Raw genomic sequence first — 13,353 nt, forward strand, 5'->3', positions numbered from 1 at the left:
TCTCCGTCGCTCCTCTCCGCTTTCTTTTATCGGTCCCGTTCCGACTGCTGTCCCTCGACGACCAGGACCCCACGCCGGTGAGGAGTCGATGACGGTCCGGGACGGTCGGTTCGCCCATCGACTCGAGCGGACCGGTAGCGTCTTTGCTTCTCGAGGTCCAACCCCGACCCGTGACCGAGCTTCGATACCTTCCCGACGCGGACGACGTGACGACGTTCACGGCCACCGTCACCGAAGCGAGCCGGGACAGCGTGTTCCTGGACGGCACCTACTTCTACCCCGAGGGCGGCGGACAGCCGTCCGACCGGGGCGTCCTCGAGTGGGACGGCGGGGTCGCAGACGTCGTCGACGTCGAGAAAGATCACGGCGACGTGCGCCACGACATCGAACTTCGATCCGGCGAGCCCCCGACGGAAGGGACGACGGTCGAGGGTCGCATCGACGAGGAGCGTCGCCGACGATTGAGTCGGATGCACACTGCCCAGCACGTCGTGTCCCGGGTAGTGCTCGACGAGTTCGGCGCGAGCACCGCCGGCAACCAGGTGTATCCCGATCGGTCGCGGATCGACTTCGAGCCCGCCTCGTTCGACGAGGACGACCTCGCGCTCATCGAGCGCCGCAGCAACGAGGCGATCGAGCGCGACCTCCCGGTGGTCAAGGAGAACCGACCGCGACCGGCCGTCGAGGAAGAGGTCGACGACGGGCGCGCGCTGCTTGACATGATTCCCGACTCCGTCGATCCGCTGCGGGTCGTCGAGATCGAGGATTTCGACATGTGCCCCTGTGGCGGCACGCACGCCTCCAGCCTCGGCGAACTCGGCGGGATCACGATCACGGACACGACGTCGAAAGGAGCGGACGTCGAGCGACTCGAGTTCGAACTGTCGGACGGCTAAGGGCGAAGACGGGGTGCTCGACCTCGAGTCACGGCTCGCCGCCGATTACGGGCCGCGAGGAGTTCTTGACCACCAGCAGGCTGCTGGTCGCCATCGCGACCGCCGCGAACAGCGGGTTGATGGCCCCGAGTGCGGCAAGCGGGATCGCGACCGCGTTGTACAGCAAGGCCCAGCCGATGTTCTCGCGGATGCGCCGTCGGGTCCCCGCCGCCAGATCGAACACGGTGTGGACGTCCCGCAGGTCGCTGTCGGTGACGATCGCGTCCGCGGCGTCGGCCGCCCGCGCGGTGCCGTTGCCGAGCGCGATCCCGAGGTCGGCCGCGGCCAGCGCCGGGGCATCGTTGGTCCCGTCGCCGATCATAGCTGTGACGCCACCCCTCGAGAGCCGTCGGACCGTCTCGACCTTGCCGTCCGGCGGGACGCCGGCGAAGACCCGGTCGACAGCGGGGTGGTCGCGGAACTCCTCGGCCGCCGACTCGTCGTCGCCGGTGAGGACGACGACCTCGCGGTCATCGACCGCCTCGAGGACGTCGCGCCACTCGTCGCGGGCGCGGTCCCCGACGACGGCGACGGCCCGTGCCCGGCCGTCGTAGCCAATGACGACGGGTAGACGGCCGCGCTCCCGCGCTTTCGTCGCGGTCGCCTCGAGGTCGTCGGGGACGGAGCCGACGAGCCGTTCGACGAGGTCGACCGTACCCACGACGACGCGGTCGCCGTCGACGCGGCCGCTGACACCCTCGCCGGGGTGGCGTTCGAACTCCTCGACGGGGCCCAGGGGGCTCGAGGTCGAGTCACCTGGCGGGGTCGGCTCCGTCGCCACGGCTGGGTCGGCGACGCCACCGTCGGCCCGGACGGCCTCCGGTGTCGCCACCGCATCTTCGTCCTCGAGTCCGTCCGCGTACGCCGTGATCGCGGCCGCGACCGGGTGCTCGGAGAGCCGTTCGACCGCCGCGGCCTTCCGGACGGCATCCCGATCGCCGTCGACCGCGAGCACCTCCATCTCGCCCTCGGTCAGCGTTCCGGTCTTGTCGAAGACGAGCGTGTCCGCGGCGGTCGCGGACTCGAACAGTGCCGAATTCGTGACGACGACGCCGCGCTCGAGGGCATCGCGCAGCCCGGACGCGACCGCCAGCGGCGTCGCAAGCCCCATCGCACAGGGACAGGAGACGACCAGCACGGTCAGTCCGGTCAGCAGGGCGTCGGCTGGAGCCGTCCCGGTCGCGAGCCGGTAGGCGGTGACGACCGTCGCGAGCACGAGGACGAACGGAACGAAGATCGTCGCCAGCTTGTCCGCGAACCGCTGGACGCCGGGCGACTCGCTCTGGATCTCCCACAGCAGCGTGGCGATCCGGTCGAGCGTGCTCTCGGCGTCCTCGTCGACCTCGATCACGAGCGCGCTGTCGGTGACGACCGCGCCCCCGACGACCGCGTCGCCGACGGTCTTGGTTACGGGTAATGACTCGCCCGTCAGCACCGACTCGTCGACGTCCGCGGTGCCCTCGAGCACCTGCCCGTCGATCGGGACCCGTTCGCCCGGCCGGACGACGACCTCGTCGCCGGGCTCTACGTCGTCGACGGAGACGGTCTCCGTGCCGCCCGCGGTGCGACGGGTCGCCTCGCGCGTCCGGGCGGCGGTCAGATCCGAGAGGAGGTCGGTCGCCCGCCCTTTGATCCGTCGCTCGTAGTAGGTACCGAGGCTGACGACCATGATCACCGCGACGGTTACGTCGTAGTAGAGGTGCATACTGCCCATCGCGAGGGCGACCGTGCTGTAGGCGTAGGCTGCGACCGCCGCGATCGCGATCAGCAGATCCATGTTCGGCCGACCGACGCGGAGGCTGACGTAGGCGCCTCTGAGGACGGGATAGCCGGTGTAGCACAGGACCACGGCCGTCATCAGACCGATAAAGGCCATGGGCAGGTAGAACCCGACCGAGGTCGTCGCGTCGACGGTGAGAATTCCCGTCTCGAGGCCGACGTAACTGGGGTAGAGGTAGAAGAGGTACCACGGCATGATCAACATCGCCATGAATCCGCCGACGAGCAGTCGCTGGACGAGGTCGTCGTTCCGGGTGCGCCCGTCGACCTCCTCGTCGGGGAACCGCGCGTCGTAGCCGTGTGCCGACAGCGTGTCGGGGAGATCCGCCCGCTCGAGGTCGTCGGGATCGTAGACGACGCGGGCGGTGTCGGTGGCGTAACTGGCCTCGACGCGGCGGATGCCCTCGCTTCGCTCACCGAGCAGGCCAACGAACCCCTCGCAGGTCGAGCAGTGCATACCGTCGATCGAGAGAAACGCCACCTCGGCGTCGTCGGGGACGTCGCGGTGCTCGTCGCCGTCGGAGTCGTGGGCGCGTTCCCTGACAGCCTCGCGGTCGACGTCGAGGTCGTCGCTCGCCGAAAGCGTTCGGCTGACCTCGAGACAGCCACGACAGCAGAAGGTGCCGTCGACGCCCTCCTCGGTCACCGGCTGCTCCGGCGTCGGCAACTCACAGAGTGAACAGGTGGTCATCCCCTGACCGACCGTTGGACCACTCGGCCGATAGACGTGGTGACGAATATGTTCGACGGATACCGTACCTGAGACGCCGAAAACCGGCAGGACTCGCGAGGAGCTTATAAATAACTGTAATATAAAGAGGTGGCTAAATCGGTTCGGGGTACGTTCTCACACGCATGAGCCATTATCCGATCCGGGACGGGCCGACCAGGCATTCGGGCCCCAAGAACGGGCGGAGGGTCGCGCTCGAGGCCACCGCTCGGCGGTCCCGCCCCGGATGCGCCACCCAGGCCGGAGACTGGCTTCCGGAAACGGGTTTTCGCCCTCTCGAAGCCGCCGGTCCCGCGAACGGGGGTGACCGCCGATGAGCGACGAGTCGATCGACGACCGGTTCCGGATCACCGTCACCGTGACTGACGAGGAAACGATTCTGGACCTCGTCGATCGCGTCGACGACGTCGTCGACGCCCGCGTCGTCCCCGACGGTGGGGCCGACGACCTCGTCCCGCCACAGAACCGTCCCTCGAGCGTCCGGGTCGATCTCCGCGACCTGACGCCGAAACAGTGGGAAGCCCTCGAGTTGGCGTTCAAGCGAGGATACTACGACCAGCCCCGATCGGTCGACCTCCAGGCGCTCTCCGAGGAGCTCGATATCTCGAAATCGGCGGTCTCCCAGCGGCTCCGCTCGGCCGAGGCTACGGTCGTCGAGAGCGTCCTCGAGGGAGCGATGTCGGCGTCGAACGGCTGATACGGTTTGCTGGAAGACGGAGCCCGTCGTACTCGTTGTCAGTTCCGGCACAATCGCGACCCGACGGCGGTCGCGCCGGTACATCGGGACAGCAATCCCTACGAGTCGTCCTCTCCGTGCATTCATCCTCCGACGATAGTGCTCTCCGACCGCCGACTCACGACGAGAGAAACGATCTGAGCAACTTCGACTCCGCCGCGTTGAGTCGCTGTGAGACGGCCGATCGCGAAATTTCCAGTCTATCCGCAAGCTCCTGAAGGTCCGTCCGCCGGGGCCGGTCGTAGTAGCCCAATTCCACCGCCAGTTCGATCGCCTCCCGCTGCTTGGCCGTGATGTCGGCTGCGTCGACCGACGGCTCGTCCCGCTCGGCTCCGGCTCCGGCTTCGGCTTCGTCGGTAGTGATTCGCTCGAGTCGCACCGAGCCGCCGGTTTCGCGGATCGCGGCGACGATGTCGGTAATCAACTCCCGGTCGCGAACGACGATCGTGAAGACGAGCGATCCGTCCCTGATGGACTCGAGCGAGAAGACGCAGTCGAAGGCCGAGATCGCCGGGCAGACACAGTCCGATCCGATGTCTGCCGAGGTGTGGATCCGCTCGCCACCGCTGCCCTTTCCCGTGGTCCCGGTCCCGACCCCGGCCCCGTTCCCGGTCCCGTTTCGCGACGCGACCGTCACTTCGCTGTGACAGGTGCGACAGTCACCGGCACACGACAGTGTCTGGGAGACCTCCGCCGCGTCCGGGGCCTTCCGGGCGAGCGGACAATCCGGCGGGTCGACGAGTAGCGTCGCCTCGAGCGGAGTGCCCCTCGACTCCGGACTCGTCGCTGTGGAAGCGTCGGTGGCCATGTTCGTATCCACCGCACTCGAGCGAATATATGATCGGTCACGTTCCAACTGGGTGGGAACCGACGGCAGGTGTAGCGGAGAGACGCTTCCCGTCCCTACACGAGCGCGACCGAGGACGGTTGTCGAACGAGCGGAAACGGAAGGAAAACGAGACGAGGGATGCCGAGACGAAGGATGACTGGATTAGTCCGCGTTGAGCGGCGGTCGGGCCGACTGGGCCTCGTCGGAGGCGTCCGCAGGCGTGTTCACGAACATCGCATGGCCGATGATTCCCATCGCGACGAACGCGCCGATCGGGACTGCCGTGGTAAAGGACATGCCAACGACGAGGAGGGCTGCGGTGATCCCGAGCAGTGCGACTGGGATGAGGCCGAGAACGATGTCGTAATATCCAGTCATAATCTAACTAATAGTATGAGAAATGCGTATATAAGTGTTTCCCATAATCGGCCAGTACTTGACCAGTTTCTAATCCATATTCACAGCATATAATTCTCATAAGTTATAGGCTGGTTATTAGGTAACGAATACTCACGAAAGATTTCGCGTACCGGGCCGGGTTAGTGGCAAGGAACATGTAGGAACTGACAATGGTAATTTGTTAACCGCAAGAAGGGAGCGAGCCGGATAGCGTCGAATGACTTGCCACGGCTGGACAAATATAATGCTTTATAATGTAGTTTGTTTCATCGGAGGATTTTTCGTATTCTGTTCGTGATACATCTCTCGAGGGTCGGGCATCTCCGGCGGGACCGGACCGGCCGAGGGTTACGCCGATCGGGTCGCGTATACGGCGTACGCGACTCGCCAGCCGACTAGCGCGACGAGTCCGGTCCCGGTCATGACGACCGTAAACGTCCACGGCGCGTCGCCCGCGAACACTGGCGACCCACGCAGGATGAACCCCACGTTCGCCGCCGCGATCCAGCTCACAGCCGTCAGGCGGGCGACTCGAGACGGAGTCGTCGCGACGCCGCGGGCGTACAGCCCGACCAGAATCGATGCCGCGATCCAGCCGATCGCGAACGGAACGATGGTCTCCAGCGATGCCAGCGGCTCGGTAACGATATTGACGTCGTGGGAACGCTGTCCGACGAGGATCAAGGCGACGAGGACCGCGAGATCGGCGACACCGAGCGCTAGCGCGTCTCGATCGAAGAGACCGCGTCCGGTGCCGGCTCGAGTTGCCGTGTCCATATCGACCGATGGGTGCCCCGGCACTATCGGTGTCCCGGTTCGCGACGCTTCCCCCGCGGCCCTTTCGCGGCCGGACGATGGGGAGCGAACGCCTGCCGGACGACCGCTGTCCGAACGACGTCGTTCGACGGAACGGGCGACCGACGAACCGACCCCGTGCAGGCGGGGCGTCCCTCTCGGGACGCTTCGGTATTCGTATCGGTGATCGGTCCGAAGAACTCGCCTCCCTCGAGGGGCCGTAGACCGGTCTTACGCTTCGCTCGTGGACGTCCAGGCGGGCGTTTTCGCGTTCCGTAATTACCACACAGGACTCATAAGGGATGGCTGCGAACCACTGCGACCGTGTCGGGGCAACGACGAACGCGAACCGCGTGTGACGGCTGTGATCGGACGGTCCCCGAAGCGGAGGCGACGACGGTGACGATGCCCGGCGGGGAGCGGGTGACCTGCTGTCCCGAGTGTGCCGAACACGCGCGGGCGGTGAGGGACCGGGCCGGCGACCGCTCGGCGTCGTCCGATTCGGCCCGCACCCGTTCCGGTTCCCGTACTCGGTCGACCGCTACCTCCCCCGGTTCCGGCGGCTCCGAACCACAGGCCGGCGACTCCTCGAACGCCGGGCGGACCGGCTCCTCGAGCGCCCGCTCCGGGAGTTCTACCCGGGTCACGGAGTCGACCGGCAACTCCTCGATCGATCACCAGCGAGCCACCTGCGACGGGTGTGCCCAGTCGGTTCCCGAGACGGACCTCGAGACGCTCATGGTGACCGACGGGACGACGCTCTCCTGTTGTCGGTCGTGTGCGATCGAGGCTGCGAAACGGGACGACGTGTTCCGGCCGGGCGGCGTGGACCGCGATAGCGGATCCGGGCCCGACTCGAGCACCCGGACCGAGACGGGGACGACGACGGACACGGCGGGCGGCTCGAGTTCCCGCTCCGACTCGAGTGACGACGACGGTATCGATGGCGGCGGCTCCCTGCCGACCGACGACCGCGACTACGACCGGGACCGAAACCGGTGCACGCAGTGTCGCGACGCCGTCGCCGTCGAACGCTACCGCGTCACGACGATCGACGGCCGAACCGAGTGGCTCTGTCCCGCCTGCAAGGCCGAGGCCGAGGAAGACGGCATCCTCGAGTCGGTGGCCATGCGTACGACGCGGGCCCGCGAGGTCCTCGGCGTGGGGGACGACGCGACGCTCGAGGAGATCCACGAGGCCTACCGGGTGCAGGTCAAGCGAGCGCACCCCGATCGACGGAGCGGTAGCCGCTCGGCGTTTCAGCTGGTCACCGACGCCTACGAGCGGTTGCGAGAAGCCGAGGACGACGCGTGAATATCAGGCTGGCCGACTCCCCTGGTTTGCTACCCAGTTGTCGGCTTCATCCCACCCGTGACCGAGTGGGCTTTCGCCTCGCTACCGCTGTAACTGGCGACAGAGCGCGGGTTACTGCCGGCGGCCGTTCGGTTCCTCGCGACCGAGGTAGCCGATCGTCCCCGGGTCGAAATAGTACCGCGAGCCACAGCCGTCACAGTCGGCCGACAGCCGGTGGCCGTTGCGGTGGAGTTTCCAGAGCTTCGTCTGATCCCGGTCGATCTCGAGGACGACCGGCTGATCACAGTTCGGAACCGTACAGGGAAACTGCACGTACCAGTTGGGCACCGACAGCGCGCCGAGGGGCGCGAGTTCGCTGCGGAGCCGACTGAGCAGGTTGAACACCGTCACCGAGGGATTCTCCCGATCGATCGCGACGCCCTCGGCGTCGTCGACGAAGCCGGCGCGTCGCTTTTCGCTGTCGTACATCGGAACGATCGGGATCCCCTTCGCTCGGGCGTAGCCGATCTCCTGATGGATCCACTGGTTGTGCTCCGAGCGGTCGGTCAATACTGCGACGACGACGTCGCTGTTGGCGATCCGGCCCTCGAGTCGCTTCCGCGAGCGGCCCGACTCGACCTCCTCGAGGGCGACGTGGACTCCGATTGGGAAGTTCTTGACCGTAGCGAACAGCTCCTGGACGAGTTCGACGTCGCCCGGCGCGTGCGAGACGTAGAGCTGTTCCCCCGGCATTGACTGAGGTACGTTACCCCTCCACCATTAATTTACGTGATCCTCACCCGTAGTTACGGTCTCGAGGACGCGCTCGGAGAACTCGACGTCGGAGAGGCCGATCCCGAGCCGATCGAACCAGTCGGCCTCGACGTGCCAGCGCCCGCGCAGGTCGCCGTCCGTCGTCAGCGAGGTCGCCTCGAGTCGGCCGGGGGTCCACTCCCGCTCGTCGGCGATCGAGAGCAGGGTTCGGACGACCGCGCCGACCTCGTCGCTCGTGACGACCGGGGGTTCCGCGACGGCCTCGTATTCGAGGGCGAACGCGGGACGTGTGCCCCCGCTCGCCTCGATCTCGCCGTCCTCCTCTTCGCCATCCTCCCCTTCGCCGTCCTCGTCCAGTCGCTCGCACGACAGCACGTAGATCCCGTGGCTCATGAGTCGGTTCTCGAGCGCGACGGCCACCGGTCGCTCGTCGGTCATGGGTGGTCGTTGGACGAGTACCGAGAAAAGTGATTGTGGTCGGACGACGGGACGACAGCGCCGAAGATCAGAGCGGATCGACCAGATCCTCGAGCGCGGCCCGCGGATCGTCGGCCTTGGCGACCCCGCTGGCGAGCAACACGCCCTCGGCGCCGAGGTCGCCGGCCGCGACGACGTCGTCACCGGTACTGATCCCCGCGCCACAGAGCACGGAGACGTCCGGGTCGACGTTCCGGGCGGCCTCGACGGCATCCTCGACGACCTCGGGGTCGGCCTGGCTGACCGGGGTCCCCGTCCCGATGAGTTCCGGCGGTTCGACGGCGACGGCGTCCGGGCCGAGCGCCGCCGCGGCACCGATCTGTTCGGGGTTGTTCGCGCAGACGACGGTCTCGAGGCCTGCGCGCTCGGCAGCCTCGACGGCGCCGTCGATGTCCGCGAGTTTCAGCCGTCGTTCGGAGTGGTTGATCAGCGTCCCGTCCGCCCCCGCGTCGGCGAGCGACTCGGCGAGCGCGTGACCGGTGTTGCTCCCGTAGTCGATCGGGTCGACGTGCTGGGCCCAGGTTTCGACGCCGGTTTCGGCCACGCGCTCGAGGTGGGCCGCCTGCGGGGCGACCGCCAGCCGGGCGTCAGTCGCTTCGTCGACGTCGCGTACCGCCGTCGCGACGTCGACCGGATCACACGGATACGTCTTCAGGTTGACGAGGACGAACATGGGCGTGAGAGGGCCCGCACGAAAGAAATAGCTTGCGAGTCATCGACGAGGATGGACGTGGGCCGAGAAGAGCGACAGACCGCGGGAAAACTCGCGGACGAACCGGCTGGTCCGGGCCGACTCAGTCCTTGCGCTTGACGACGTCGCCCAGCGTGTAGCTGCCCGACGAGGAGCCGCCGGACCACTCCGAATCGTCGCCGGAGCCGCTCTGGGCGCTGAGTTCGATCTCGAGGAACCGCTCGAGTTTCGACTGGACCTCGTCGCTGGGCAGGGTGTCCCCGCGCTCGATCTTCCGGATGAGACTCGCCTTCTCGTTCAACTCGTTGGCGAGATCGGACTGGCTGAGCCCCTTCTGCTCGCGGGCCTTCCGGACGCGCTCGTCGTAGTCGGTGGCGAGTTCGTCCATGTCGTCGAACATGTCCGACCGGGAGCGACCGCCGGAGCCACCGGAGCCGCCGGATCGGCTCGAGGAGCTTCCGCCCGTCGAGCCACCCGAGCTCGAGCCGCCCGAACCCGACGAGGAACTGCTCGAGCCGGTCGAGTACTTCGTCGAGGAGCCGGAGCTAGAGGTCTGGGTGACCTCGGTGCCGAAATCGGTGCAGTTCGAACATACGTCTAACTTCGCACCCTCGACTTTGATGGTCTTCGGAGACGACGTCTCGGCGCCACACATCTCGCACTGAACCATGCCCGAAGCTATATCGCGGCGAGTCATAAAGGATGCGGCGCGGTCCCCGGAATTGAGAGGTTCCGGGTCAGTCCAGGGCCGACCAGGAGTAGGCGAACCGCTGGAGGGCGGTCAGGTGGCCCACGGCTGCGAGGAAGACCAGCAGCCAGCCGATCAGTCCCCAGCCGCCGTAGGTGCCCGTAAAGGGGTACGCCAGGAAGCCGACGAACCCGATGATCGCGAGCCGATCCGCGCGGCCGACGGCCCCGCCGTAGACCCGCTCGAGGCCGACCGCCTGGGCCTGCGTGCCGAGATAGGAGGTCATCACGACGCCGGTCACGGCCAGGAAGCCGAGGAAGTAGTCGGCGATACCGGCCGCGAGGCCGCCGATGACGACGATGTCGGCGTAGCGATCCAGGACGTGATCGAGCAGATCGCCGGCCGCCGACGCGACGTCCTGCTCGCGGGCGAGCGCGCCGTCGATGATGTCGAGCCAGCCGTTGAGAAAGACCAGCACCGCCCCGGCGACGTACCAGATCGGATCGGCGCGGCCGCCGAGCAAGAAGGCGGCCCCGGCCAGGATCGCCGTCCCGAACGCGAGGACGCTCACCCCGTTCGGCGTCAACCCGACGCGGTCGAACCCCGCGACGAACGGGTCGAGAAACGGCGAGATGTACGGGCGAAGCTGATCCAGCGTCATGTGAGATACCCCATGAAGTCGACCTCGCCGGCACTCGGTTCCCGATCCCCGGTGACGACCGCCTCGAGCGCGTCGGCGACCCCGTCGGGATCGCGGTCGGTCGTGTCGATCTCGTAGACCAACTCGAGGCCGTGCTCCTCGACCGCTTCCGAGAGGACGACGTCTAAGGCTTCGCTCTCGGCGTTCTCCGCGGCTTTCGCCTCGGTTTCGCCACGTTCGAGCAGTCGCTCCTCGAGTCGCTCGGGTTCACACCGGAGGACCGCCACGCGGTCCGCCTCGAAGTGGTGGGCGAGGTGGGATTCGACGACCCCCTCCCGACCCTCGAGCCACTCCGCCAGGGCGTCGAGGTCGGCGACCTTGCTCTCGCGCTCGGCGTCGACCTCGGTGTACAGCCCCTCGCGCTCGAGGACGCGGTTGAGGTGGATCACCTCGAGGTCCGGCAGGGAGTCGTCCTCGGCGAGGCGCTCCTCGAGGAGGTCGGTCGCGGTTGTCTTCCCGGTACCGGGGGTGCCGGTGACGGCGACTCTCACGCGTCGGTCACCTCCCGGCTATCGGGGTCGGATTCGGGGTCGGATTCGGATTCGGCTCCCGAGTCGACCTCCGCGAGCACCGCGTTGACCGTCTCGACCGCGCGTTCGGTCTCCTCCTCGGTACCGCAGGTGATCCGGATACACTCCGGCAGCCCGAAACTCGTGCAGTCGCGGACGATGACGCCCCGTCGCTGTGCTTCCTCGGCGACCCGCTCGGCGTCGCCGACGTCGACGAGGACGAAGTTCCCCTCGCTCTCCCAGACGCGGGCCTCGAGGTGTTCCCGCATGTACGTGCGGGACTCGCGGGCCGTCTCGACCGTCCGCTCGACGTGTTCGTCGTCGTCGATGGCGGCCAGCCCGGCCCGGCAAGCCAGTTCGCTGGCGGCGAACGGCGTGTTCACGCGGGCGTAGGCGTCGCCCCACTCTTCCGGAACGATGGCGTACCCCAGCCGAATCCCGGCCAGCCCGTAGGCCTTCGAGAAGGTCCGGAGGACGGCGACGTCGTCGCGGGCGTCGAACCCGTCCCGGCCCTCGATCAGCGCGACTGCGCTGTCCCGGTCCGCGAACTCGCCGTAGGCCTCGTCGACGACGACCAGGGTCCTTTCGTCCGTGCGCTCGGCGATCTCGGCGACGTCCTCGAGCGGGATCGTCGACCCCGTCGGGTTGTGGGGGCTGGTGAGATACACCATCCGGTCGCCGTCGTAGGACTCGAGGACGGTCTCGGCGTCCTGTGCGAAGTCGTTCCCCTTCGAGAGTTCGTACTCCCGGACGTCGCCGTGGTGGAAGCGGGCGCTCATCCCGTAGTAGGCGAAGCCGGGCGCAGGAACGAGGGCGTCGTCGCCGGGTTCGAGGACGGCCCGCGAGAGGTAGTCGATCGCGCCGTCGCCGCCGTTTGCAAGCCACACCTGCTCGTCGTCGACGTCCCACTGCTCGGCGATGGCGGCGGTGAGATCGGCGTGGGCGGCTTTCGGGTAGGAACTGACGCTGGAAGCGGTCTCGCGGATCGCGACGGCAGCCGCGGGGGAGGGGCCGTGGGGGTTCTCGTTCGAGGCGAGTTTGACGAACTCGGAGGGGTCCCGGTCGAGTTCCCGGGCGACTTCCTCGATCCCCCGACCCGCTTCGTACGCGACGTGGTCGGAGAGGTCTCGCGGTTGCATACGGGAACCCTGTTGCCGATGGCTCTTAAGGGTGCTCACCTCTCTCGAGGGCCGTGGGCGATCGGACCGATCCCGGCCCGGTCACCAATCGCTAAGTAGGGGCCGCGAGCAGGACGCGTATGGACATCGTCGAAAACACCCTCGAGTGCCCGCTCGAGGACGTCCTCGAGCGGCCGCTGTTCTGTTTCTTCGGGACCGTCTCGTCGGACGCAGCACCCAGAATCTCCCCGCTGTGGTACCTCTGGGAGGACGAGCGGATCTGGATCATCGCCGACACCGGGAAGTCCTACGTCGACCGCGTCGCCGCGGACCCACGGACCGCGCTCGCCGTCGTCGACTTCGACGTCGCCACCGGGCGCGTCCATCACGTCGGGATGCGCGGCCGCGCCGACGTCGTCCCGTTCGACGAGGACCGCGCCGAGCGACTCCTGGGACGGTATCTCGGCCCCGAGGAGAACGAGTGGGATCCCCGGTTCAGGGGCCTCGATCCCGACCGCTGGCGGTTCGTTCGCTTCGAGCCGGGGACGGTCGTGGCCCGCGACCAGTCGTTCGTTCCGGGGCTCGAGCCGGGAGACGACGCGTAAGCCGCTCCGGTAGACGGGATCGACGTTCGAATACTATCGATCGTGGTACCGTTACCCTCGGAAGACTTATCCGGGTATCGACCATACGTTTGTTTGTAATGGCAAACGGTAACGTTGATTTCTTCAACGACACTGGCGGCTACGGTTTCATCTCGACGGACGACGCGGACGACGACGTATTCTTCCACATGGAAGACGTTGGCGGCCCGGACCTCGAGGAAGGACAGGACGTCGAATTCGACATCGAACAGGCCCCCAAGGGCCCCCGCGCGACGAACCTCGTCCGCAACTAATC

The 13,353-nt window shown here is 67.1% G+C and carries 16 protein-coding genes; 5 read left to right on the forward strand and 11 right to left on the reverse strand.

Annotated elements, in window-relative coordinates; genetic code table 11:
* Positions 1–170 precede the first annotated feature (170 nt).
* Positions 171–896 (forward strand): alanyl-tRNA editing protein, encoded by a 726-nt coding sequence (locus BM113_RS14510; RefSeq protein WP_177209180.1) that lies wholly within the window; start codon positions 171–173, stop codon positions 894–896.
* A gap of 28 nt (positions 897–924) precedes the next feature.
* On the opposite strand, the gene BM113_RS14515 is transcribed toward BM113_RS14510, so the two are convergent.
* Complete coding sequence (locus BM113_RS14515) at positions 925–3,405, reverse strand: heavy metal translocating P-type ATPase (RefSeq protein WP_089788775.1); 2,481 nt, start codon at positions 3,403–3,405, stop codon at positions 925–927.
* Between the two features lie 352 nt (positions 3,406–3,757).
* Here BM113_RS14515 and BM113_RS14520 point away from each other — a divergent pair, with 352 nt between their 5' ends.
* Positions 3,758–4,141, forward strand: coding sequence for a helix-turn-helix domain-containing protein (locus tag BM113_RS14520; protein ID WP_089788776.1), 384 nt, complete (start codon positions 3,758–3,760; stop codon positions 4,139–4,141).
* A 157-nt stretch (positions 4,142–4,298) separates the two neighbouring features.
* Here BM113_RS14520 and BM113_RS14525 read toward each other — a convergent pair whose 3' ends face one another.
* The 3 genes from BM113_RS14525 to BM113_RS14535 all read right to left on the reverse strand — a co-directional run bounded on the left by BM113_RS14525 (position 4,299) and on the right by BM113_RS14535 (position 6,185).
* Positions 4,299–4,988 (reverse strand): helix-turn-helix domain-containing protein, encoded by a 690-nt coding sequence (locus BM113_RS14525; RefSeq protein ID WP_089788777.1) that lies wholly within the window; start codon positions 4,986–4,988, stop codon positions 4,299–4,301.
* Positions 4,989–5,171: 183 nt separating this feature from the next.
* Positions 5,172–5,387 (reverse strand): DUF8015 family protein, encoded by a 216-nt coding sequence (locus BM113_RS14530; RefSeq protein WP_089788778.1) that lies wholly within the window; start codon positions 5,385–5,387, stop codon positions 5,172–5,174.
* A 369-nt stretch (positions 5,388–5,756) separates the two neighbouring features.
* Positions 5,757–6,185, reverse strand: coding sequence for a DUF3054 domain-containing protein (locus BM113_RS14535; RefSeq protein WP_089788779.1), 429 nt, complete (start codon positions 6,183–6,185; stop codon positions 5,757–5,759).
* A 342-nt stretch (positions 6,186–6,527) separates the two neighbouring features.
* Here BM113_RS14535 and BM113_RS14545 point away from each other — a divergent pair, with 342 nt between their 5' ends.
* On the forward strand, positions 6,528–7,517 hold the full coding sequence (locus BM113_RS14545) for a J domain-containing protein (RefSeq protein ID WP_089788781.1): 990 nt from the start codon (positions 6,528–6,530) through the stop codon (positions 7,515–7,517).
* A 111-nt stretch (positions 7,518–7,628) separates the two neighbouring features.
* On the opposite strand, the gene BM113_RS14550 is transcribed toward BM113_RS14545, so the two are convergent.
* From BM113_RS14550 to hisC, 7 genes are all read right to left on the reverse strand, one after another.
* The gene (locus tag BM113_RS14550) at positions 7,629–8,249 is read right to left on the reverse strand and encodes a toll/interleukin-1 receptor domain-containing protein (RefSeq protein ID WP_089788782.1); all 621 of its coding nucleotides are present in this window, start codon (positions 8,247–8,249) and stop codon (positions 7,629–7,631) included.
* A 27-nt stretch (positions 8,250–8,276) separates the two neighbouring features.
* A complete protein-coding gene (locus BM113_RS14555) occupies positions 8,277–8,708 on the reverse strand; it encodes a DUF8159 domain-containing protein (protein ID WP_089788783.1) in 432 nt (143 codons plus the stop codon).
* 67 nt (positions 8,709–8,775) lie between these two features.
* Positions 8,776–9,420 carry a triose-phosphate isomerase gene (tpiA, locus tag BM113_RS14560; protein ID WP_089788784.1) on the reverse strand — a complete coding sequence of 215 codons (645 nt, stop codon included), beginning with the start codon at positions 9,418–9,420 and terminating at the stop codon, positions 8,776–8,778.
* A gap of 121 nt (positions 9,421–9,541) precedes the next feature.
* On the reverse strand, positions 9,542–10,108 hold the full coding sequence (locus tag BM113_RS14565) for a multiprotein bridging factor aMBF1 (protein ID WP_089788785.1): 567 nt from the start codon (positions 10,106–10,108) through the stop codon (positions 9,542–9,544).
* Positions 10,109–10,175: 67 nt separating this feature from the next.
* A complete protein-coding gene (locus tag BM113_RS14570) occupies positions 10,176–10,787 on the reverse strand; it encodes a CDP-alcohol phosphatidyltransferase family protein (protein ID WP_089788786.1) in 612 nt (203 codons plus the stop codon).
* Complete coding sequence (locus BM113_RS14575) at positions 10,784–11,317, reverse strand: adenylate kinase family protein (protein WP_089788787.1); 534 nt, start codon at positions 11,315–11,317, stop codon at positions 10,784–10,786. Before BM113_RS14575 ends, BM113_RS14570 begins: the two co-directional genes overlap by 4 nt.
* Positions 11,314–12,474 (reverse strand): histidinol-phosphate transaminase, encoded by a 1,161-nt coding sequence (gene hisC, locus BM113_RS14580; RefSeq protein ID WP_089788788.1) that lies wholly within the window; start codon positions 12,472–12,474, stop codon positions 11,314–11,316. The genes BM113_RS14575 and hisC overlap by 4 nt, the downstream gene beginning before the upstream one ends.
* 119 nt (positions 12,475–12,593) lie before the next feature.
* Here hisC and BM113_RS14585 point away from each other — a divergent pair, with 119 nt between their 5' ends.
* Entirely contained in the window at positions 12,594–13,058 is a 465-nt protein-coding gene (locus tag BM113_RS14585) for a pyridoxamine 5'-phosphate oxidase family protein (RefSeq protein ID WP_089788789.1), read from the forward strand.
* A gap of 98 nt (positions 13,059–13,156) precedes the next feature.
* A complete protein-coding gene (locus BM113_RS14590) occupies positions 13,157–13,351 on the forward strand; it encodes a cold-shock protein (protein WP_007141746.1) in 195 nt (64 codons plus the stop codon).
* Positions 13,352–13,353 lie beyond the last annotated feature (2 nt).

The organism is Natronobacterium haloterrestre, from assembly GCF_900112205.1.
Classification (GTDB): Archaea; Halobacteriota; Halobacteria; order Halobacteriales; family Natrialbaceae; genus Natronobacterium; species Natronobacterium haloterrestre.